This window comes from Agromyces bracchium (assembly GCF_009709675.1).
In the GTDB taxonomy this organism is placed as follows: domain Bacteria; phylum Actinomycetota; class Actinomycetes; order Actinomycetales; family Microbacteriaceae; genus Agromyces; species Agromyces bracchium.
In genome coordinates, this window is record NZ_WMLB01000023.1 from 362,152 (window position 1) to 383,585 (window position 21,434).

The following is a 21,434-nucleotide window of genomic DNA, read 5'->3' on the forward strand; positions in this document are numbered from 1 at the left end:
GCCGCCGCCCGCCGCAATCGAGAGAGAAGGCAACGGATGCCAGAGCTCACCGACGCCGACCGCATCGCCCGCGCCGAGGCGTGGATCGCACAGGATCCCGACCCCGAGACGCGCGAGGAGCTCGCCGCGATCGTCGCGCGCGTGCGCGAGGGGGATGCCGCGGCATCCGCCGACCTGGCCGACCGCTTCGACGCCCGGCTCGCCTTCGGCACCGCCGGCCTGCGCGGTGAGATCGCCGCGGGCCCGAACCGGATGAACCGCGTGCTCGTGTCGCAGGGCGCCGCGGGCCTCGCCGCCCACCTGATCGAACGGGCGACGGATGCCGCGGCCCCGAGCGTCGTCGTCGGCTACGACGGCCGCCGCAACTCCGAGGCGTTCGCGCGCGACGTCGCCGAGGTCATGGCGGGTGCGGGCGTGCGCGCCATCCTCCTCCCCCGCCTGATGCCGACGCCCGTGCTGGCGTTCGCCGTCCGGCACCTCGACACGAGCGCCGGCGTGATGATCACCGCGTCGCACAACCCGCCGAACGACAACGGCATGAAGGTGTACCTCGGCGGAGCCGACCAGGGCTCGCAGATCGTCGCTCCGGCCGACGCCGAGATCGCCGCGCAGATCGACCGGATCGCCGCGTCGACGACCGTGCCCGAGCTCCCGCGCGGTGCGTTCGAGACGGCGGACGAGTCCGTCGTCGACGCGTACGTGGCCGCGACGGCGGCCGTGGCATCCGCCCCCGCCGCACAGCCGCGTGTCGTCTACACGGCCATGCACGGCGTCGGATGGGAGACGATGCGCCGCGTGATCGAGGCGGCGGGCTTCGACGCGCCCTCGCTCGTCGCGGAGCAGATCGAGCCCGACGGACGGTTCCCGACCGTCTCGTTCCCGAACCCCGAGGAGCCGGGAGCGATGGACCTGTCGTTCGCGGCGGCGCGCGCCGCGCGCGCCGACCTCGTCATCGCGAACGACCCCGACGCCGACCGGCTGGCGGTCGCCATCCCCGACGCCTCCGATCCCGAGGGGTACCGGCGCCTGACCGGCAACGAGGTCGGGCTCCTCCTCGGCTGGCAGGTCGCCGAGCAGGTCGCGGCGGCGGGCGGCGAGGCGGGGGCGACGGATGCCGCGAGCGCACGCGGCACGCTCGCGTGCTCGATCGTCTCCTCCCCCGGCCTCGAGGCCGTGGCGCGAGCCCACGGCCTCGACTTCCGCGCGACGCTCACGGGATTCAAGTGGATCTCGCGGGCGCCCGAGCTCAGGTTCGGCTTCGAGGAGGCCCTCGGGTACCTCGTGAATCCCGAGACGGTCCGCGACAAGGACGGCATCTCGGCGGCGATCGCCTTCCTCTCCCTCGCGGCACGGCTCGCGGCCGAGGGTCGCACGATCGCCGATCACCTCGACGACTTCGCCATGCGGTTCGGGTGCTTCGACTCGACGCAGGTCTCGATCCGCGTGACCGACCTCTCCCGCATCGCCGAGGTCATGGCGCGACTGCGCGCCGAGCCGCCGGTCGAGGTCGGGGGCATCCGCGTCGAGCGCATCGACGACCTCGCGGCCGGTGTCGACGGGTATCCGCCGTCCGACGTGCTCCGCCTCGTCCTCGAGGGCGATGCGCGCGTGATGGTGCGCCCGAGCGGAACCGAGCCGAAGCTCAAGGTCTACATCGACGCGGCCGCGAGCGAGGGCACGCTCGCGGAGCGCCGCGCCGCCGCATCCGACGCGGTGGGCCGGCTCGAGGCGGGGATGCGCGCGCTCGTCGCCTGATTCGGGCGCCAGCCGGGTTCGCGTCGCGCGACCGGCTCGCCGCGCGCGGCGCTCGCGCCACTCGTCGGCGTGCGCGCGTCAGCCGAGCGATGCGTCGAGCTTGCGCCCGATCTCCTCGACGTCGAAGTAGTTCTCCACCTCGATGATCTCCGCCCAGGTCCGGCCGAGCGCCTCGCGGACGCGGTCGGCGAGCTCCGTCGAGGTGAGCACCACCTGGGCGTCGGCCGCCGCCTCGCGGACGCCCGCGAGGTCGCTCGCCGTCACGTCGGCCGTGAGGCCGAGCCGGTCGAGCGCTCGCTCGGCATTGCCCTTCAGGATGGCCGAGGTGCCGACGCCGACGCCGCAGACCGCGACGATCCTCATGACGGCGCCCCCGCGGCATCCGTCGCCGGGCGCCCCTCGCCCGCGACCCGCAGGACGCGTCGCACCTCGGCGGGGGTCGCGGCGTCGGCGATCCGGTCGGTGGCGTCGCGTTCGTTGAACACGTTCGCCAGGTCGGCGACGCTGGCGACGTGCTCCTCGGCGCTCGAGACCGCGAGGCCCAGGACGACCCGGACGGGATCGTTGTGCGGATGGCCGAACGCGACCGGCTCCGCGAGGGTCACGACCGACAGGCCGCTCCGGCGCACGTCGGGACCGGGACGCGCGTGCGCGAGCGCGAGCCCGGGAGCGATCACGATGTACGCGCCGAACTCCTCCAGTACGTCGATCATCCGGTCGGCGTACCCCGGCATCGTCGCTCCGGACCGGGCGAGCGCGTGCCCGGCGGCGCGGACGGCGTCTCGCCAGTCGGCGACCTCGGCGCGCAGCACGATCGCGTCGTCGGGGAGCGGTGGGAGGGTCATCGATGTCCGTTCGGCGGGTGGATCTGGTGGAGCGGGTTCGGTGCGAACCGCAGGGAGGTCGGCGGGCTCGATCGGTCTCGCGTGCGGCGAGGGCGCGGTTCCGGGCCGGCCCGGGATCAGGCTTCGTCGAAGCCGTCCTGGATCTGCTCGACGAGGTCTTCTCGGTCGTCGAGCGGGAGGAAGGCCGCCGCGGCGGCGTTGAGCTGGAACACCTCGAAGTCGTCGAGGTCGTAGCCGAACGCGTCGGAGAGCAATGCGAGCTCGCGCGTGAGCGACGTGCCCGACTGCAGCCGGTTGTCGGTGTTGACGGTGACTCGGAACCCGAGCTGGTAGAGCAGGTCGAAGGGGTGGTCGACCAGCTCATCGCCCCACGCCGCGATGGCGCCCGTCTGCAGGTTCGAGGACGGGCTCGTCTCGAGGGCGATCTCGCGGTCGCGCACCCACTGGGCGACCGGACCGAGCGAGACGTAGGTGTTCTCGTCGTCCTGGCGCTCGATCGTGAGGTCCTCGGCGAGTCGCACGCCGTGGCCGAGGCGGAGTGCCCGGCCGTCGAGCAGCGCGCTCCGGATCGAGTCGAGCCCGTCGGCCTCGCCCGCGTGCACGGTCACGGGCATGAAGCTGGTCGCGAGGAAGTCGAACGCGGTGCGGTGGCGGCTCGGCGGGAAACCGGCCTCGGCGCCCGCGATGTCGAAGCCCACGACGCCGCGGTCGCGGTGGCGCACCGCGAGTTCGGCGATCTCGAGTCCGCGGTCGGCGTGCCGCATCGCGGTGATGAGCTGGCCGACCCGGATGCGCGCGCCCTGCCGCCGCACGTCGTCGACGCCCTCGTCGAGGCCCGCCTGCACGGCCTCGACGGCCTCATCGAGCGAGAGCCCGCGACCCAGGTGCTGCTCGGGAGCCCAGCGGATCTCACCGTAGATCACGCCGTCCTCGGCGAGGTCGTTGACGAATTCGCGCGCGACGCGTGCGAGCCCGTCGCGGGTCTGCATGACCGCGGTGGTCACGTCGAACGTCTTGAGGTACTCCACGAGCGAACCCGAGTCGGACTGGTCGGCGAACCATCGGCCGAGCTCGTCGGCCGCGGTCGCGGGGAGCTCGAACCCGATCTCGTCGGCGAGCTCGATGACGGTCTGCGGCCGCAGGCCGCCGTCGAGGTGATCGTGCAGCGAGATCTTCGGCAGCGACCGGATGTCGGTGCCGTCCCCCTCGATCCGGTATTCGGTCGCGTGCGTGTCCACCCCACCACGATAGCGGCGCGGCCCCTCGCCGAGGCAGGGAAATCCCTGCGTACGACGGCGTGCGACGCAACGGACGTGCGCGGCGACCCGGCTAGCGTCCGATGCGCTCCGCGATGAGCGGACCGCCGTCCTGGACGGCCGAACCGGCGTCGCCGATCTCCCAGGCGCCCTCGACGGCCTCGAGCGCACGGGCGAATCGGGCGGGCTCATCGGCGTGCAGGGTGAACAGCGGCTGTCCGGCGCGCACGACGTCTCCCGGCTTCGCGTGCAGGTCGATGCCCGCCGCGTGCTGCACCGGGTCCTCCTTGCGGGCGCGGCCGGCGCCGAGTCGCCATGCGCCGATGCCGAACGGCAGCGCCTCCTGGCGGACGAGCACGCCGTCGCGGTCGGCGATGACGACGTGCTGCTCCTTCGCGACCGGAAGCGGGGCGTCGGGGTCGCCGCCCTGCGCACGGATCGACGCGCGCCACGTGTCCATGGCCCGACCGTCATCGAGGGCGGCCTCGACGTCGGCGTCGGCGACGCCGGCGAGCTCGAGCATCTCGCGGGCGAGGGCGACGGTGAGTTCGCGGATGTCGGCGGGGCCGCCGCCGGCGAGCACCTCGACGGATTCGCGGACCTCGTTCGCGTTGCCGATCGTGAGCCCGAGCGGGACGTTCATGTTGGTCAGCAACGCCGAGGTCGCGACGCCCGCGTCCTCGCCGAGCTCGACCATCGTGCGGGCCAGCTCGCGCGAGCGCTCGATGTCCTGGAGGAACGCACCCGAGCCGAACTTGACGTCGAGGACGAGTGCGCCCGTCCCCTCGGCGATCTTCTTCGACATGATGGACGACGCGATGAGCGGGATCGCCTCCACCGTCCCGGTGATGTCGCGCAGCGCATAGAGCTTCTTGTCGGCCGGAGCGAGTCCCGCCCCCGCCGCGCAGATCACGCCGCCCACGTCGCGCAGCTGCGCGAACATCTCCTCGTTGGACAGCTCGGCGCGCCAGCCGGGGATCGACTCGAGCTTGTCGAGCGTGCCGCCGGTGTGGCCCAGGCCGCGACCGGAGAGCTGGGGCACGGCGACACCGAACGATGCGACGAGCGGCATCAGCGGGAGCGTGATCTTGTCGCCGACCCCGCCCGTCGAGTGCTTGTCGGTCGTGGGCTTGCCGAGCGCCGAGAAGTCCATCCGCTCGCCGGATGCGATCATCGCCATGGTCATGTCGCGGATCTCGCGACGCGTCATCCCGTTCAGGAAGATCGCCATGGTCATCGCCGACATCTGCTCGTCGGCCACGTACCCGCGGGTGTACGCGTCGACCAGCCAGCCGATCTGGTCGGTGGTCAGCTCGCCTCGATCGCGCTTGGTGCGGATCAGGTCGACGGCGTCGAAGGCCTCGACGGCGCTCATGCGGTCTCCCCCCGGTACTCGGCGAGCTGACGCGGACCGAACGCATCGGGCAGCACCTCGTCGATGTTCTTCAGGCCCGAGACGGTCTCGAGGACCATGCCCTCCGCCGAGTGCTCGTACAGCAGCTGGCGGCAGCGTCCGCATGGCATGAGGACGTTGCCGTGACCGTCCACGCAGGTGAATGCGACGAGCTTGCCGCCGCCCGACATGACGAGGGCGGAGACGAGCGAGCACTCGGCGCATAGGGTCACGCCGTACGAGGCGTTCTCGACGTTGCATCCGCTCACGACGCGGCCGTCGTCGGCGATCGCCGCGGCGCCCACGGGGAACTGGGAGTACGGGACGTACGCCTTCGCCATCGCCTCGCGGGCGATCTCGCGAAGGTGGCCCCAGTCGATCGACTGGTGGTCGGTCATGAGGTGGCTCCTCGATCAGGCTTTGATGTAGGGCTTGCCGGCTGCGGCGGGCCCGCGGACCTTGCCGACGAATCCGGCGACGGCGAGGATCGTGACGACGTAGGGCAGCATGAGCATGAACTCGCTCGGGACCGGGGATCCGATCACGGAGAGCGTGTTCTGCAGGTTCGAGGCGAAGCCGAACAGCAGGGCTGCGAGGGTCGCCCGGATCGGGTCCCACTGGCCGAAGATCACGGCGGCGAGGGCGATGAAGCCCGCGCCCGCGGTCATCTCCTTGTTGAACGCGCCGACCGCGCCGAGGGTGAAGAACGCGCCGCCGAAGCCGGCGATCGCGCCGGCGAGGGAGACGTTCCAGAACCGGGTGCGCGCGACGTTGATGCCCACGGTGTCGGCCGCGGTGGGGTGCTCGCCGACCGAGCGGAGGCGGAGCCCCCACCGGGTGTGGAACAGCCCGATGTAGACGGCCGCGATGATGACGTACATCGCGTACACGATGAGGGTCTGGCGGAAGAACATCGGCCCGATCAGCGGGATCTCGGACAGGATCGGGATCGGGATGCGCTGCAGCCGCGGCGGCGAGTTCAGCAGGGCCGCGTTCGGGGCGAGGACCTGGGAGAACAGGAAGCTGGTCAGTCCGATCACGAGCACGTTCAGCACGACGCCGACGATGACCTGGTCGACGAAGTACTTGATCGAGAACGCGGCGAGCACGAACGCGACGAGCACGCCCGAGATGGCGGCGGCGAACAGGCCCACGATCGGGCCGAGCCACTGCTGCCCGATCACGGACGCGACCACGGCGGAGGTGAACGCGCCGGCCAGGAGCTGGCCCTCGATGGCGATGTTGATCACGCCGACCCGCTCCGAGATGACACCGCACAGGGCGCCGAAGATCAGCGGCACGGACAGGCTGAGCGCGCCGGCGAGCAGGCCCGGCAGCGGGATCACCGGGGTGCGGGCGCCCGCGGCGGCCCAGGTGAGGAACGCGATCAGTCCGATCACGGCGAAGATCACGACCACCCAGAGCGGCACGCGCCGCTTGGCGCGCACGAGCGCCGCCGCGGCGACCGTGATCGCGGTGAGCAGAGCGATGCAGGTCCAGGTCGTGACCGGCCCGTTGAGGGTGACCTCGGGGATCTGGATGAGGTCGTTGCCGGCCGAGAGCCGGAACGTCGCGTCGCCGGAGTGCCGGGTCGTGAGGAAGAGCACCGCGAGCAGGGCGGTGATCACCGCGAACGAGATCGGCGCCTTCCAACTGAGCACGGTGGTGCTGTCGAGCGCCTGCTCCGTGGGAGTCGCGGTGGCGTGGTGCTGGCTGGGAGCGGTCACTTCGCCGCCACCTCCTCCGTGCGTGCGGTTCGGTTTCGCTTCTTCGGCTTCGACCCCGGTTGCGGCAACCGGAAGATCGCGCGCACCAGCGGCGGGGCCGCGATGAAGAGCACGATCAGGGACTGGACGACGAGGACGATGTCGATGGGCACGCCCTCGGCGGCCTGCATCGAGAAGCCGCCGGCCTTGAACGCGCCGAACAGGATGCCGGCCGCGAGGATGCCCCACGGGTTCGACCCGCCGAGCAGCGCGACCGTGATCGCGTCGAACCCGATGCCGGCGTCGATGCCGGAGGAGAACCCGGTCGTGACGGTGCCGAGCACCTGGTCGACCCCGGCCAGGCCCACCAGGGCGCCGGAGATCAGCATGCCGTACACGTACATGCGGTTGACGTTGATGCCGGCGACCCTGGCGGCCTTCGGGTTCAGGCCCACGGCGCGGAACTGGAAGCCCAGGCTCGAACGGTCGAGGATCCACCACACCAGGACCACGCACGCGATCGAGAGGATGAACCCGAAGTGCAGGTTGAACTGCGGTCCGAGCAGGTCGAAGAAGATCGCCGTGTCCTTCATCGGCGGGGTCTTCGGGTTGTTCGTGCCCGGCGCCTGCAGCAGTCCCTGGGTGCGCAGCATCCACGACACCAGGTAGAGGGCGACGTAGTTCAGCATGATCGTCACGATGACCTCGTGCGCGCCGGTGCGAGCCTTCAGCAGGCCCGCGATCCCCGCCCACAGCGCGCCCGCGACGATGCCCGCGATCGTCGCGACGATCATGTGCACCGGGAACGGCAGGTCGAACGAGAAGGCCACCCAGCCGGCGGCGGATGCCGCGAGCAGCATCTGTCCGCGACCACCGATGTTGAACATGCCGACCCGGAACGCGAGGCCCACGCCGAGGCCCGCGGCGATCAGGGGCGTCGCGAAGTTCAGCGTCTCGGTCAACGGCCGGATGCCGGACACGAAGTCGGGCCGGCGGAAGTTGTACACCGCGCCCTGGAACAGCGCCGAGTACGCGCCGGCGACCGAGTCCCAGATCGCGACGAACGTGTCGCCCGGGCGGGCGAAGAAGTAGCCGGACGCCGCCTGCACCCGCTCGTCGGTGAAGGCGATCATGATCGCACCGACGGCGAGGGCCAGCAGGACCGCCAGCACCGAGATGATCGCGTTGCCGGTCGCGATCTCGCGCAGCGCCTGCTGCCAGCGCGAGGGTTCCTCCGGCTCGGGCTCCTTCTCGATCACCGGCTCGTCGGGCGGCACCTGCGCGCCGGTCTCGAGCGCGACGTCGGGATCGTTGCGGTCGCTCATGCGGCGGCTCCTTCGGGAGTGGGGGCGTCACCGGACGCCGCCGGACGCTCACCGGCCATCATCAGGCCGAGGACTTCTCGAGGCGTGTCGCCGGGCACGATACCCACGACCTTGCCCCGGTACATGACCATGATCCGGTCGGCGAGGGCGGTGACCTCGTCGAGCTCGGTCGAGACCACGACGACGGGCACGCCCGCATCACGGGTCTCGATGATGCGCTTGTGGATGAACTCGATCGAGCCCACGTCGACGCCACGCGTCGGCTGCGCGGCGACCAGCAGGTTCAGGTCGCGGCTGAGCTCACGGGCCAGGACCACCTTCTGCTGGTTGCCGCCAGAGAGACGCCCCGCCTTCGTGTCGATGCCGGGCGTGCGGACGTCGAACTCCGCCACCTTCTCCTTCGCGAACTCGGCGAGGAAGCCGCGCTGCACGTTGCCGGCCTTCACGAACGGCTCGCCGTCGGCGCGGTCGAGCATCAGGTTCTCGGCGACGGAGAACTCGCCCACCAGGCCGTCCTCGGTGCGGTCCTCGGGGACGAAGCCCACGCCCGCGTCGAGGATCCGGCGCACCGAGTTGCGCGTCAGGTCCTGCCCGTCGAGCCGGACGGTGCCCTGCACGCGGGACTGGAGCCCCACGAGGGCCTCGGTGAGCTCGGTCTGCCCGTTGCCCTGGACGCCCGCGACGGCGAGCACCTCGCCACGACGCACCGAGAAGCTCACGTCGTTGACCACGAGCTGCCCGACCGGGTCGACCACCGTGAGGTGCTCGACCTGCAGGGCCTCCTCGCCCAGGTCCGGCTCCTCCTTCTGCACCGTCAGCTCCACCGCACGGCCCACCATCAACGAGGCGAGCTCCGCGTTCGTCGCGGTCGGCTCTGCCTCGCCGACGACCTTGCCGAGGCGCACCACGGTGATCCGGTCGGCGACCTCGCGGACCTCGCGGAGCTTGTGCGTGATGAACACGATCGACGCGCCGGTCTCCTTCAGCTGCCGCATGATCGCCATCAGCTCGTCGGTCTCCTGCGGCGTCAGCACCGCGGTCGGCTCGTCGAAGACCAGCACCCGCGCATCGCGTGAGAGCGCCTTGATGATCTCCACGCGCTGCTGCACCCCAACGGGGAGGTCGTCGACCAGCGCATCGGGATCCACGTCGAACCCGAACCGGTCGCTGATCTCGCGCACCTTCGCCCGTGCCGCCGCGAGGTCGAGCAGCCCGGCCGTCCGGGTCTGCTCGTGGCCCAGCATCACGTTCTCGGCGACGGTGAACACCGGGATCAGCATGAAGTGCTGGTGCACCATGCCGATGCCGGCCCGCATCGCGTCGCCGGGGCCCTCGAAGTGCTGGAGCTGGTCGTCGAGGAGGATCTCGCCCTCATCGGCCCGGTACAGCCCGTACAGCACGTTCATCAGCGTCGACTTGCCCGCCCCGTTCTCGCCGAGGAGGCAGTGGATCTCCCCCGCCTCGACAGTGAGGTCGATGTGGTCGTTCGCCACCAGGGAACCGAACTTCTTCGTGATTCCTCGGAGTTCGAGTTTCATGCCACCGATCCTAATGATCGCGCCGGGTTTCGCAGCGGTCGTGCGCCGAAGTGCGCCGATGAGCGTCCCGAACTGCTCAGATGTTGGCGGACGTGCTCAGCAGCGCCCGGAAAAGCCGGAAGGGAGGCCGGTGCGGCACCGGCCTCCCTCCGCGAACGGCTCGGCTCAGCCGGCCAGGTAGGACTCGACGGTGATGTCGCCGTCGATGATCATCTGCTGCAGCTCCTCGAGCTTCGACGACAGGTCGGCCGGAACCGCGTCCTCGAAGTCGTGGAACGGCGCGAGGCCGACGCCCTCGTTCTCGAGCGTGCCGATGAACGGCGCCGGGTCGAACTCGCCGTTGCCGGCCGCGATGATCGCGTCCTCGACACCGACGTCGATGCCCTTGCGGATCGAGGTGAGGAGGAGGTCGCCGACCGACGGGTCGGTCTCGTACACGTCCGCGTCGACACCGAGCAGCATGATCTCACGGCCGGAGTCGCGGATCGCCGCAGCACCCGACTGGTAGATCGGGCCGCCGACGGGCAGCAGCACGTCGATGTTCTGGTCGATGAGGCCCTGGGCGACCTGGCGAGCGGTGTCGTTCGCCTCGAAGCCACCGGTGAAGGAGCCGTCCTGTGCCTCGCGGTCCCAGCCGAGCACCTGGACGTCGGCGCCGTTCTCCTCGTTGTAGTACTCGACGCCCTGCGCGAAGCCGTCCATGAAGATCGACACGGTCGGGATGTTGATGCCGCCGTACGTGCCGACCGCGCCGGTCTCGGACATGCCGGCCGAGAGGTAGCCCGCGAGGAACGCGGCCTGGGCGGTGTCGAAGATGATCGGCTTGATGTTCTCGGCGTCGGTGGTGCCGTCGAAGTCCTGGTCGACGGTGTCGTCGATCGAGACGTACTCGAGGTCGGGGTTGGCGGTCGCCGACTCGAGCGCCGCGGGAGCGAGCAGGAAGCCGACCGTCACGATGGTGTTGCAGCCCTGGTCGACGAGGCTCTGCAGGTTGGACGCGTAGTCGGTCTCGGCGGCGGACTCGACGAGGGTCGGCTCGACGCCGAGTTCCTCGGAGGCGGCCTCGAGGCCCTCGCGGCCGAGCTGGTTGAACGACTTGTCGTCGAAGCCACCGGCGTCGGAGACCATGCAGGGAAGGAAGTCGAGCGTCTCGCCGCCGCCGGCGTCGGTCTCCTCGGGAGCCGACGCGCAGCCTGCGAGGAGCGCGACCGCGCCGATGGTCGCGAGGCCGCCGACCGCGGCCTTCTTGAACGTGAACGTCACAGTGTCCTCCAAAAGACAGTGCACCCCGAACGATCGCGGGGACCGTGAGGTCACGTTACCCAATGTTTCGACCGGCGCCATCGGCCCTGCGACCCGGATCGGGCAAAGGTTATGAACCCGCGACATTCTGCTCATATGAGCAACCACGAGGCTCCCGCGAGCATGGGACGTTCATGGTGCGGACGGCGACTCCACGACCAGCTCCCCCGCGATGATCGCCTGGCGCAGCCCCTCGATCTCGCCCTGCAGGCCGGGATCGACGAGCGACTCCAGGTCGTGGTACGGAGCGATCTCGACGCCGCCGTTCTCCAGCGTGCCGACGTAGGGCTCGTTCGAGAACGTGCCGTCCTGGACGGCTCCGACGATCTCGACCATCGCCTGCTGCGTGTTCTTCAGCACGCTCGTGAGGACGACGGGCCGGAACTCCGCCGGCAGCGTCTCGTACCCGTCGCTGTCCACCCAGATGACCGAGGTCGAGCCGTGCTCGATCGCCGCAGCGGCCGCGCCCTCGCCGACCTGGCCCGCGACCGGGAGGATCACGTCGGCGCGCTGGTCGATGAAGCCCTCGGCGAGCACCTTTCCCTTGTTGATGTCCTCGAAGTCGCCCGTGAACGAGCCGTCCTGTTCCTGCTTGTTCCAGCCGAGCGCTCGAACCTGCGTCCCGTGGACCTCGTTGTACCGGTCGACCCCGTCGACGAAGCCGTCCATGAACAGGGTCACCGGAGGCTGGTTCCCGCCCCCGAACGTCGCGACGACGCCCGTCTTCGAGACGCCCGCCGCGAGGTAGCCGGCGAGGTAGGACGCCTGCGCGGTGTCGAAGACGACCGGCTTGACGTTCTCCGCGTCGACGCTCTCGTCCACGATCGCGAACGACACGTCGGGGTTGGCTTCGGACTCGGCGAGCGTCGCCTCGGCGAGCTCCCAGCCGACGGTGACCACGAGCGCGCACCCGGAGTCGACCGCCTGGCGGACGTTCGGCGCCAGGTCCGTCTCGCTCGTGGACACGAGCGCCTCGGCCTCCACGCCGAGCTCGTCCTCGGCCTGCTGCAGCCCCTCCCAGCTCGACTGGTTGAAGGAGCGGTCCTCGAGGCCGCCGGAGTTCGTGACCATGCGCACGCACCCCGCGGCGTCATCGCCGCCGCCGCCCTCGGGCGCCGGGGCGCAGCCGGCGAGCAGAGCGGATGCCGCGACCAGCGCGGTCCCGAACGTGACGACCCGTCGCAGCGACATCCGCCCGACCACCTTCCCGTGCCTACAGCACGTCGCTCGATCCGCCGAGACGCAGTGCGTCCACGACGGCCTTGACCCGCTGCGCGTGCTCGCTCGTCGTCACGAGCAGTGCGTCGGGCGTGTCCACGACGACGATATCCTTCACGCCGATCAGGCTGATGACCCGGTCGGCGCGGCTGACGACGATGCCGCTCGACGCGTCGGAGAGGACCCGGGCGTGCTCCCCGAGGATCGCGAGCTCCCCGGAGCGCCCGGCGGTGTTGAGCTTGGCGAGCGAGGCGAAGTCGCCGACGTCGTCCCACTGGAAGTGGGCGCGCACGACCGCGAGGCGACCGCGGGCGGCGGCCGGCTCGGCCACCGAGTAGTCGATCGCGATCTTGGCGAGCGTCGGCCAGATGCGGTCGACCGCCGGGCCCCGCGTCTCCGGGTCGTCCCACGCCTCGGCCAGCTCGACGAGGCCCGCGTGGAGCTCGGGCTCGGTGCGCGCGAGCTCCTCGAGCAGGCGGTCGGCTCGTGCGATGAACATGCCCGCGTTCCAGAGGTGGCGTCCGCCCTCGAGGTACGTGCGCGCGGTCTCGAGGTCGGGCTTCTCGACGAAGCTCGACACCGCCGTGACCTCGCTCGTCCCGGGGATTTCGAGCGGATCGCCGCACTCGATGTACCCGAACCCGACGGCGGGTTCGGTCGGGGTGATGCCGATGGTCGCGATGTAGCCCGCATCGGCGGCGGCGACCGCCGCCGTCACCGCGTCGCGGAAGAGCGCGGATCCGGAGATGACGTGGTCGGCCGCGAACGAGCCGATGATCACGCCCGGCTCGCGTCGTTCGAGGATCGCGGCGGCGAGGCCGATCGCCGCGGTGGAGTCGCGGGGCTCGCTCTCGAGCACGATGTTCTCGTCGGAGAGCTCGGGCAGCTGCGCCTCGACCGCTGCGCGGTGGGCTCGGCCCGTGACGATCATGATGCGCTGCTCGCCCGACAGCGGAACCAGCCGGTCCCACGTGTCGCGCAGCAGGGTCTGCCCCGACCCCGTGAGGTCGTGCAGGAACTTCGGCGCGTCGGCGCGCGAGAGCGGCCAGAGCCGTGACCCCACGCCGCCGGCGGGGATGACGCTGTAGAAGCGGTCGAGTGGAGCCTGTCGCATCCGATCAGGATAGCCGCGGGCCACCCCGGACAACCGTCGGCGCTTCCCTCGCCACGGCGGCGAACCGGAGCACGTCCGCGAGCGCACTAGACTCGGACCCGGGCCATCGGTCCCGTCATGCCCGCAGTCGGGCGACGCACACCGCCACCAGGAGGGACGTCCATGTCAGCAACGACGACACGGACCCCGATCGCACCCGAGACGCCGGCGAAGCAGAAGCCGGGCGGCACGCTCTATCGCGGCCGCGAGGGCATGTGGTCGTGGGTGCTGCACCGCATCACCGGGGTGGCGATCTTCTTCTTCCTCCTCGTGCACATCCTCGACACGGCACTCGTGCGCGTGAGCCCCGAGGCGTACAACGCCGTCATCGGCACGTACCAGACGCCGATCATGGGCCTCGGCGAGGTGGCACTCGTCGGCGCGATCGTGTTCCACGCGTTCAACGGCCTGCGCGTCATCCTCGTCGACTTCTGGTCGTGGGCGACCCGCAACCAGAAGGTCCTCTTCTACATCGTGATCGCGCTCTGGGTGATCACGATGCTCGGGTTCGTGCCTCGGCACCTCATGAACGTCTTCAGCCACTAGGAGCGCCGAGATGACCGTCATCGAATCCCCGCGCACCCCCGCTCGCCGCGCGCCGAGGCGCGGCGTCAACCTCGAGAAGTGGGGCTGGATCTACATGCGCGCGTCGGGCGTCGTGCTCGTCGTGCTCGTCTTCGGCCACCTCTTCGTCAACCTCATGGTCGGCGAGGGCGTGAAGGCCATCGACTTCGGCTTCGTCGGCGGCAAGTGGGCCGACCCGTTCTGGCAGTGGTGGGACGTGCTGATGCTCTGGCTCGCGCTCATCCACGGCGCGAACGGCATGCGGACCATCGTCAGCGACTACACGAACCCCGGCACCGTGCAGCGGATCCTGAAGGGCGCGCTGCTCCTCTCCACGATCGTGCTGCTCGTGCTCGGCACGCTCGTGGTCTTCACCTTCGACCCGTGCCCCGCAGGCTCGCCCGCCGAGCTGCTCCCCTCGTTCTGCCCCGCCGCATAGGAGACACGTGACCAGCGAGAACCACGTCGAGACGACGGTCGTCGACGGCGTCCACTACCACCAGTACGACATCGTCATCGTCGGCGCCGGCGGCGCGGGCATGCGGGCGGCGATCGAGGCCGGCCCCGGCGCGAAGACGGCCGTCATCTCGAAGCTCTACCCCACTCGGTCCCACACGGGCGCGGCGCAGGGCGGCATGGCCGCGGCGCTCGCGAACGTCGAGGAGGACAGCTGGGAGTGGCACACCTTCGACACGATCAAGGGCGGCGACTACCTGGTCGACCAGGACGCCGCCGAGATCCTCGCGAAGGAGGCCATCGACGCGGTCATCGACCTCGAGAACATGGGCCTGCCCTTCAACCGGACGCCCGACGGCAAGATCGACCAGCGCCGGTTCGGCGGACACACGCGCGACCACGGCAAGGCGCCCGTCCGTCGCGCGTGCTACGCGGCCGACCGCACCGGCCACATGATCCTGCAGACGCTGTTCCAGAACTGCGTCAAGCTCGGCATCGAGTTCTACAACGAGTACTACGCGCTCGACCTCGTCATGACCGAGGTCGATGCCGGCGATGGGACGACCAGCCAGAAGCCCTCGGGCGTCGTCGCCTACGAGCTCGCCACGGGCGAGCTCCACGTCTTCCAGGCGAAGGCCGTCATCTTCGCGACCGGCGGCTTCGGCAAGATCTACAAGACGACCTCGAATGCGCACACGCTGACCGGCGACGGCGTCGGCATCATCTGGCGCAAGGGCCTGCCGCTGGAGGACATGGAGTTCTTCCAGTTCCACCCGACCGGCCTCGCGGGCCTCGGCATCCTCCTCACCGAGGGCGCGCGCGGTGAGGGCGCCATCCTCCGCAACGCCTCGGGCGAGCGGTTCATGGAGCGCTACGCGCCGACCATCAAGGACCTGGCGCCCCGCGACATCGTCGCGCGCTGCATGGTCCAGGAGGTCGCGGAGGGGCGCGGCGCCGGCCCCGACAAGGACTACGTGCTGCTCGACTGCACGCACCTCGGCGCCGAGGTCCTCGAGACCAAGCTCCCCGACATCACGGAGTTCGCGCGCACGTACCTCGGCGTCGACCCGGTGTACGAGCCCGTGCCCGTCATGCCGACCGCGCACTACGCGATGGGCGGCATCCCCACGAACGTGAACGCCGAGGTGCTGAGCGACAACACGACGGTCGTGCCCGGCCTCTACGCCGCGGGCGAGTGCGCCTGCGTCTCGGTGCACGGCTCGAACCGCCTCGGCACGAACTCGCTGCTCGATATCAACGTCTTCGGCAAGCGCGCCGGCCGCAACGCGGTCGAGTACGTCAACTCGGGCGTCGACTTCACCCCGCTTCCGGATGACCCGGCAGCCGGCGTGCGGGGCATGCTCGAGGTGCTCCGCGACTCGAACGGCACCGAGCGGATCGCCGCGATCCGCAAGGAGCTCCAGGACGAGATGGACAAGGGCGCGCAGGTGTTCCGCACGAGCGAGTCCCTCGACCACGTCGCCGAGGTGATCGCGGGCCTCCGCGACCGCTACCGGAACATCGCCGTGCAAGACAAGGGGAAGCGGTTCAACACCGACCTGCTCGAAGCCGTCGAGCTCGGCTTCCTCCTCGACCTCGCCGAGGTCGTCGTGGCCTCCGCCCGCAACCGCGAGGAGAGCCGCGGCGGCCACATGCGCGACGACTTCCCGAACCGCGACGACGAGAAGTTCATGCAGCACACGATGGCCTACCTGTCGGGCGACGCCCACTCGTCGGTCGCCTCCGATCACATCCGGCTCGACTGGAAGCCGGTGACGATCACCCGATACCAGCCGATGGAGAGGAAGTACTGACGTGACGACCGCCACGCTCCAGACGACGTCGACGGATGCCGCGACGACGTCGTTCACCGTCACCTTCCTGATCCGCCGCTTCGACCCCGAGGTCGACGCCGAGCCGCGCTGGCAGGACTTCGACGTCGAGATGTACGCGACCGACCGCGTGCTCGACGCGCTGCACAAGATCAAGTGGGAGCAGGACGGCTCGCTGACCTTCCGCCGTTCGTGCGCGCACGGCATCTGCGGCTCCGACGCCATGCGCATCAACGGCCGCAACCGCCTGGCGTGCAAGACGCTCATCAAGGACCTCGACATCACGAAGCCGATCTACGTCGAGGCGATCAAGGGCCTTCCCCTCGAGAAGGACCTCGTCGTCGACATGGAGCCGTTCTTCGCGAGCTACCGCGAGGTGCAGCCGTTCCTCCAGGCGAGCTCCGCTCCGAGCGCGGGCAAGGAACGCGTGCAGTCGGTCGCCGAGCGTGCGCGCTTCGACGACACCACGAAGTGCATCCTCTGCGCGGCGTGCACCTCGTCATGCCCCGTGTTCTGGACCGACGGCCAGTACTTCGGCCCGGCCGCGATCGTGAACGCGCACCGCTTCATCTTCGACTCGCGCGACGAGGAGGCGAAGGTCCGCCTCGACATCCTGAACGACAAGGAGGGCGTGTGGCGCTGCCGCACGACCTTCAACTGCACCGACGCGTGCCCCCGCGGCATCGAGGTGACCAAGGCGATCGCCGAGGTCAAGCAGGCGATCCTGCGCGGCACGCCCTGACCGAGGGCGTCCGCGACGCGGAGGGGCCGGTGCGCGACGCACCGGCCCCTCCGCCGTTTCCGGTCGAGTGGCGCTCGGCGACCTGGTCCGGGCGGGACCCCGACGCGGTCGCCGACGCGAAGGGCGGCGACGCGCCATCCGCTCGCTAGGGTGAGCGTGTGAGCGATCGCGATCGGGGGCGCGGCAGGGCGGTGGCGCGCGCCGACGGTGCGCCCGCGAACGGCGCGCCGGGGAACGGTGCCCCGGCGAACGGCACTCCCTCGAGCGCCGCGCCGGCGCGGGCGAGCGACGGACCGGTGCTCGCGACGCCGGGCGAGCCCGTTCCGACCACGACCGCGCGCGTGCGCGAGCGGTTCGAGGCCGCGAGCGCGCCGTTGCGCGAACGGCTCGACGAGCCGATCACGCGGATGGAGCGGCTCACGCAGCGCACGATGGCGCTCTTCCCCGTACGCGTGTGGCGGCACTTCCTCGCGCGCAACGGCTTCCTGCTCACCGCGGGCATGAGCTACCAGTCGCTGTTCGCCGTGTTCGCGGCGGTCTACATCGTCTTCGCCGTCGCGGGCATCTGGCTGCTGGGCGACACCGAGACGCTGAACGCGCTGCTGCTGCTCATCAACACCTACGCCCCGGGCCTCGTCGGGCCCGACGGCGTCATCAGCACGGAGGACCTGCAGGCTGCGGCGACCGCCAGCACCAGCCTCTTCGGCTGGACGGGCGCCGTCGCGCTCGGCGGCCTGATCTGGACGGCCATCGGCTGGGTGACCTACGCGCGCATGGCCGTGCGCAGCATCTTCCTCCTGCCGAAGGACGACCGGGCGTACCTGTACCTGAAGGCGCGCGACTTCGCCGCCGCGTTCATGTTCGGCGTCGCCATCCTCGTCGCCGCGGTCCTCTCCATCGTGGCGACGGGGTTCCTCGACTGGATGTTCGGCCTGCTGGGCATCGACCTCACCACGGAGTCGCCGGTGGTGCGGGTGGGGCTGCAGTTCGGGGCGATCATCGTCGTGTTCATCATCGACACCCTCGCGCTCGCCGTGATGTTCCGCTTCCTCTCGGGCGCGGAGATGCCGTGGCGCCGCATGTGGACCGGCTCGCTGCTCGGCTCCGCCGCGCTCAGCGTGCTGCAGATGCTCGGCGGATGGGTGCTCTCGTGGGCCGGCAGCAACCCCCTGCTCGCGACGTTCACGGTGATCGTGGCGCTCCTGCTCTGGTTCCGCATCGCGAGCATCATCATCCTCGTCGCGGCGGCGTGGATCGCCGTCGAGGCGGCCGACCGGAACGAGTCGCTGCGACGCGTCACCGCGGCGCAGCTCGAGGCCGAGCGGCGCCAACGCGAGTACGAGGCGCTCCGGACCGCCGCGACGATCCGCGTCCGCGAGGCTCGGGTGGCCGCCGCTGCGGCGCGGTGGTACGAACGGGTACCTGCGAGCCGCCGGCTGGCGAAGACCCGACGGGATCTCGACGAGCTCGAGGCATCCGCCCCGCCGCCCCCGCCGACGAAGCCGCACCCGTGGCTGAGCGGGAACGGCCGTGGGGGTGGCAGCGCCTAGGATCGTAGGCATGCCCTCCGCCTCCCCGCTCCGGATCGTCAGCGCCAACGTGAACGGGGTCAGGGCGGCGTTCCGACGCGGCATGGGCGACTGGCTCGCCGCACGCGACGTCGACATCCTCGCCATGCAGGAGGTGCGGGCGTCGACCGACGACCTCGCGGCGCTCCTCGGCGATGAGTGGAGCATCCTGCACGATCCCGCGACCGCCAAGGGTCGCGCCGGCGTCGCGATCGCGAGCCGCGCGGGTGCGCACATCCACCGCGTCGAGCTCGGGGCGGAGGACCACGACACCGCCGGTCGCTGGCTCGAGGCCGACTACGAGGTGAACGACCGCATCGTGACCGTGGTCAGCTGCTACGTGCCGTCGGGCGAGGCCGAGACGCCGAAGCAGGTCGACAAGTACCGCTTCCTCGACGCGATGAGCGAGCGGATGTCGCAGCTCGCGTCGCACGAGCTGGCCGTGGTCGTGGGCGACCTGAACGTCGGGCACCGCACGCTCGACATCAAGAACTGGAAGGGCAACGTCAAGCGCGCCGGGTTCCTCCCCGAGGAGCGCGAGTACTTCGACCGCTTCATGGGCGCCGAGGGCGCCGAGGGCTACAACGCGGGCGCCGGCTTCGGCTGGGTCGACCTCGGACGACGTGCAGCGGGCGAGGTGCCCGGCCCGTACACGTGGTGGTCGTGGCGCGGCAAGGCGTTCGACAACGACAGCGGATGGCGCATCGACTACCAGCTCGCGACCCCGGCGCTCGCCGACGCGATGGTCTCGTACGCCGTCGACCGGGCCGACGCCTACGACGAGCGATGGTCCGACCACGCTCCCGTCGTCGTCGACTACGCCATCTGAGACCGAAGGACCCCTGAACCACGATGAACACCGCACGCCCCGTCGTATTCTCCGGCATGCAGCCGTCGGGCGACTCGCTCCACCTCGGCAACTACCTCGGCGCCCTGGTGAACTGGGTCGCCCTGCAGGAGGACCACGACCCGATCTACTGCGTCGTCGACCTGCACGCGATCACCGTGACGCAGGAGCCGGCGACGCTGCGCGAGGCGACGCGCCGCACGGCCGCGCAGTACCTCGCGGCGGGCGTCGACCCGGCGCGCTCGACCCTGTTCGTGCAGTCGCACGTGCCCGCGCACGCCGAGCTCGCCTGGGTGCTCGGCACCCTGACGGGCTTCGGCGAGGCGAGCCGCATGACCCAGTTCAAGGACAAGTCCGCGCGCTACGGCGCCGAGTCGACGACGGTCGGCCTCTTCACCTACCCGGTGCTCATGGCCGCCGACATCCTGCTCTACGGCACGCACCTCGTGCCCGTCGGCGACGACCAGCGCCAGCACCTCGAGCTCACGCGCGACCTCGCCGGGCGCTTCAACTCGCGCTACGGCGACACGTTCGTCGTGCCCGAGGCGATGATCCCGAAGGAGTCGGCCCGCATCTACGACCTGCAGGAGCCCACCTCGAAGATGTCGAAGTCGGCCGCGAGCCCGAACGGCCTGATCAACCTCATGGACGACCCGAAGGTGATCGCCAAACGCATCCGCAGCGCCGTGACCGACACCGAGCGCGAGATCCGCTACGACCCGAAGGCCAAGCCGGGCATCGCGAACCTGCTCGACATCTACGCGACGGTCACGGGCCGCTCGATCCCCGACCTCGAGGCGGAGTACGACGGCAAGGGGTACGGCGACCTCAAGAAGGACCTCGCCGACGTGGTCGTCGAGCGCGTCGCGCCGATCCGCGAACGCACGCTCGAGCTCATGGAGGACCCGGCCGAGCTCGACCGGCTGCTCGCGATCGGCGCCGAGAAGGCGTCGGAGCGCGCAGAGCGCACGCTCTCGACGGTGTACGACCGGGTCGGGTTCCTCCGCAGGGCGTGACGGCGGTGGGGCGCGACGACTCCGCGGGAGCGCGGCCTCTCGATCGCGCGCGGCCGGTCGTGCTGTTCGACCTCGACGACACGCTCATGGCGCACCGCGAGGCGGTCGCCGCGGGCATCGTGCTGCACCTGCGCGAGCGCGGGTACGCGGCCGACGAGGCGGCAGCGCGGGCGCTCTGGCACGAGCTCGAGGAACGGCACTACCACGCGTACCTCGCGGGCGAGCTGAGCTTCGAGGGGCAGCGGCGGGCGCGTGCGGCCGAGTTCGCACTCGCGCACGGCGACCCGCTCGACGACGAATCGGCGGGCGCGTGGTTCGCGACGTACTTCGAGCGGTACCGCGAGTCGTGGGCGCTCCACGACGATGCCATGCCCGCGTTCGAGGAGATCGAGCGGACACTGCCCGGCGTGCGGTTCGGCATCATCACGAACGGCGAACCCGACTTCCAGCGCGCCAAGCTCGTGCGGCTCGGCCTCGAGGTCGGTCATCCGGGCCGGATCGAGCACCTCGTGGCATCCGGCGCCGAAGGCGTCACGAAACCCGATCGGCGCATCTTCGAGGTCGCGCTCGAGCGCTTCGCCGAGGACGGCGCCGTCTCGGGTGCCGCGTTCATCGGCGATCGGCTGCGCACCGACGCCATCGGCGCGGCCGAGGCGGGGCTCATCGGCGTGTGGTTGAACCGCTCGGGCGAGCGCCCCGGCGAGCCCGAGGCGACGGATGCCGCGGCGGCGGGCGTGCTCGAGATCCGCACGCTCGCCGAGCTCGCGCCCCTCCTCGCCGACCGGTTGCGGGTCGAGTAGCACCGGCGGCAGCCGGAGCGTATCGAGACCATGGTGCGAGGGTCTCGATACGCTCGCGGCTCCGCCGCGTGCTACTCGACCACCGGGGTGACGGCTCCGCCGCGTGCGACTCGACCAC

20 protein-coding genes are annotated in these 21,434 nt (G+C 70.7%); 9 read left to right on the forward strand and 11 right to left on the reverse strand.

Annotation, left to right across the window (positions count from 1 at the left end; genetic code table 11):
- The first annotated feature begins 36 nt into the window (after positions 1–36).
- On the forward strand, positions 37–1,755 hold the full coding sequence (locus GJ743_RS11165) for a phospho-sugar mutase (protein WP_155051975.1): 1,719 nt from the start codon (positions 37–39) through the stop codon (positions 1,753–1,755).
- Positions 1,756–1,833: 78 nt separating this feature from the next.
- Here GJ743_RS11165 and GJ743_RS11170 read toward each other — a convergent pair whose 3' ends face one another.
- The 11 genes from GJ743_RS11170 to GJ743_RS11220 all read right to left on the reverse strand — a co-directional run bounded on the left by GJ743_RS11170 (position 1,834) and on the right by GJ743_RS11220 (position 13,452).
- The gene (locus tag GJ743_RS11170) at positions 1,834–2,118 is read right to left on the reverse strand and encodes a PTS sugar transporter subunit IIB (protein ID WP_155051976.1); all 285 of its coding nucleotides are present in this window, start codon (positions 2,116–2,118) and stop codon (positions 1,834–1,836) included.
- Positions 2,115–2,600: a PTS sugar transporter subunit IIA gene (locus GJ743_RS11175; protein WP_155051977.1), complete on the reverse strand. Its 486-nt coding sequence runs from the start codon at positions 2,598–2,600 to the stop codon at positions 2,115–2,117. Before GJ743_RS11175 ends, GJ743_RS11170 begins: the two co-directional genes overlap by 4 nt.
- Before the next feature lie 116 nt (positions 2,601–2,716).
- Entirely contained in the window at positions 2,717–3,838 is a 1,122-nt protein-coding gene (locus GJ743_RS11180) for an adenosine deaminase (RefSeq protein WP_328289077.1), read from the reverse strand.
- Positions 3,839–3,929: 91 nt separating this feature from the next.
- Positions 3,930–5,231, reverse strand: a complete 1,302-nt coding sequence (locus GJ743_RS11185) for a thymidine phosphorylase (protein WP_155051979.1) — start codon at positions 5,229–5,231, stop codon at positions 3,930–3,932.
- Positions 5,228–5,647, reverse strand: coding sequence for a cytidine deaminase (locus GJ743_RS11190; RefSeq protein ID WP_155051980.1), 420 nt, complete (start codon positions 5,645–5,647; stop codon positions 5,228–5,230). The genes GJ743_RS11185 and GJ743_RS11190 overlap by 4 nt, the downstream gene beginning before the upstream one ends.
- Before the next feature lie 15 nt (positions 5,648–5,662).
- On the reverse strand, positions 5,663–6,976 hold the full coding sequence (locus GJ743_RS11195) for an ABC transporter permease (RefSeq protein ID WP_376861887.1): 1,314 nt from the start codon (positions 6,974–6,976) through the stop codon (positions 5,663–5,665).
- On the reverse strand, positions 6,973–8,280 hold the full coding sequence (locus GJ743_RS11200) for an ABC transporter permease (protein ID WP_155051981.1): 1,308 nt from the start codon (positions 8,278–8,280) through the stop codon (positions 6,973–6,975). Before GJ743_RS11200 ends, GJ743_RS11195 begins: the two co-directional genes overlap by 4 nt.
- The gene (locus tag GJ743_RS11205) at positions 8,277–9,818 is read right to left on the reverse strand and encodes an ABC transporter ATP-binding protein (protein WP_155051982.1); all 1,542 of its coding nucleotides are present in this window, start codon (positions 9,816–9,818) and stop codon (positions 8,277–8,279) included. Before GJ743_RS11205 ends, GJ743_RS11200 begins: the two co-directional genes overlap by 4 nt.
- 165 nt (positions 9,819–9,983) lie before the next feature.
- Entirely contained in the window at positions 9,984–11,081 is a 1,098-nt protein-coding gene (locus GJ743_RS11210; protein WP_328289078.1) for a BMP family lipoprotein, read from the reverse strand.
- A 171-nt stretch (positions 11,082–11,252) separates the two neighbouring features.
- The gene (locus GJ743_RS11215; RefSeq protein ID WP_155051984.1) at positions 11,253–12,311 is read right to left on the reverse strand and encodes a BMP family lipoprotein; all 1,059 of its coding nucleotides are present in this window, start codon (positions 12,309–12,311) and stop codon (positions 11,253–11,255) included.
- 22 nt (positions 12,312–12,333) lie between these two features.
- Positions 12,334–13,452, reverse strand: a complete 1,119-nt coding sequence (locus GJ743_RS11220; RefSeq protein ID WP_155051985.1) for a mannose-1-phosphate guanylyltransferase — start codon at positions 13,450–13,452, stop codon at positions 12,334–12,336.
- 162 nt (positions 13,453–13,614) lie between these two features.
- On the opposite strand from GJ743_RS11220, the gene sdhC reads away from it, so the two are divergent.
- The 8 genes from sdhC to GJ743_RS11260 all read left to right on the forward strand — a co-directional run bounded on the left by sdhC (position 13,615) and on the right by GJ743_RS11260 (position 21,316).
- A complete protein-coding gene (gene sdhC, locus GJ743_RS11225; RefSeq protein ID WP_155051986.1) occupies positions 13,615–14,037 on the forward strand; it encodes a succinate dehydrogenase, cytochrome b556 subunit in 423 nt (140 codons plus the stop codon).
- Positions 14,038–14,047: 10 nt separating this feature from the next.
- Positions 14,048–14,494: a succinate dehydrogenase gene (locus GJ743_RS11230; RefSeq protein WP_155051987.1), complete on the forward strand. Its 447-nt coding sequence runs from the start codon at positions 14,048–14,050 to the stop codon at positions 14,492–14,494.
- Between the two features lie 7 nt (positions 14,495–14,501).
- Positions 14,502–16,325 (forward strand): succinate dehydrogenase flavoprotein subunit, encoded by a 1,824-nt coding sequence (gene sdhA, locus GJ743_RS11235; RefSeq protein WP_328289079.1) that lies wholly within the window; start codon positions 14,502–14,504, stop codon positions 16,323–16,325.
- A 1-nt stretch (position 16,326) separates the two neighbouring features.
- Positions 16,327–17,085, forward strand: a complete 759-nt coding sequence (locus GJ743_RS11240; RefSeq protein WP_328289080.1) for a succinate dehydrogenase iron-sulfur subunit — start codon at positions 16,327–16,329, stop codon at positions 17,083–17,085.
- A gap of 158 nt (positions 17,086–17,243) precedes the next feature.
- Complete coding sequence (locus GJ743_RS11245) at positions 17,244–18,635, forward strand: YihY/virulence factor BrkB family protein (protein ID WP_155051988.1); 1,392 nt, start codon at positions 17,244–17,246, stop codon at positions 18,633–18,635.
- 10 nt (positions 18,636–18,645) lie between these two features.
- Entirely contained in the window at positions 18,646–19,482 is an 837-nt protein-coding gene (locus GJ743_RS11250) for an exodeoxyribonuclease III (RefSeq protein WP_155051989.1), read from the forward strand.
- 23 nt (positions 19,483–19,505) lie between these two features.
- Complete coding sequence (trpS, locus tag GJ743_RS11255; RefSeq protein ID WP_155051990.1) at positions 19,506–20,516, forward strand: tryptophan--tRNA ligase; 1,011 nt, start codon at positions 19,506–19,508, stop codon at positions 20,514–20,516.
- Positions 20,517–20,575: 59 nt separating this feature from the next.
- Positions 20,576–21,316: an HAD family hydrolase gene (locus tag GJ743_RS11260; protein WP_328289081.1), complete on the forward strand. Its 741-nt coding sequence runs from the start codon at positions 20,576–20,578 to the stop codon at positions 21,314–21,316.
- The last annotated feature ends 118 nt before the right edge of the window (positions 21,317–21,434 follow it).

Bases quoted from the DNA above. Each gene is read 5' to 3' on its own strand.
- GJ743_RS11250 (WP_155051989.1), top strand. From the start codon at position 18,646: ATGCCCTCCGCCTCCCCGCTCCGGATCGTCAGCGCCAACGTGAACGGG.
- GJ743_RS11165 (WP_155051975.1), top strand. From the start codon at position 37: ATGCCAGAGCTCACCGACGCCGACCGCATCGCCCGCGCCGAGGCGTGG.
- GJ743_RS11220 (WP_155051985.1), bottom strand. From the start codon at position 13,452: ATGCGACAGGCTCCACTCGACCGCTTCTACAGCGTCATCCCCGCCGGC.
- GJ743_RS11185 (WP_155051979.1), bottom strand. From the start codon at position 5,231: ATGAGCGCCGTCGAGGCCTTCGACGCCGTCGACCTGATCCGCACCAAG.
- GJ743_RS11230 (WP_155051987.1), top strand. From the start codon at position 14,048: ATGACCGTCATCGAATCCCCGCGCACCCCCGCTCGCCGCGCGCCGAGG.
- GJ743_RS11215 (WP_155051984.1), bottom strand. From the start codon at position 12,311: ATGTCGCTGCGACGGGTCGTCACGTTCGGGACCGCGCTGGTCGCGGCA.
- GJ743_RS11205 (WP_155051982.1), bottom strand. From the start codon at position 9,818: ATGAAACTCGAACTCCGAGGAATCACGAAGAAGTTCGGTTCCCTGGTG.
- GJ743_RS11190 (WP_155051980.1), bottom strand. From the start codon at position 5,647: ATGACCGACCACCAGTCGATCGACTGGGGCCACCTTCGCGAGATCGCC.
- GJ743_RS11175 (WP_155051977.1), bottom strand. From the start codon at position 2,600: ATGACCCTCCCACCGCTCCCCGACGACGCGATCGTGCTGCGCGCCGAG.
- sdhC (WP_155051986.1), top strand. From the start codon at position 13,615: ATGTCAGCAACGACGACACGGACCCCGATCGCACCCGAGACGCCGGCG.
- trpS (WP_155051990.1), top strand. From the start codon at position 19,506: ATGAACACCGCACGCCCCGTCGTATTCTCCGGCATGCAGCCGTCGGGC.
- GJ743_RS11200 (WP_155051981.1), bottom strand. From the start codon at position 8,280: ATGAGCGACCGCAACGATCCCGACGTCGCGCTCGAGACCGGCGCGCAG.
- GJ743_RS11170 (WP_155051976.1), bottom strand. From the start codon at position 2,118: ATGAGGATCGTCGCGGTCTGCGGCGTCGGCGTCGGCACCTCGGCCATC.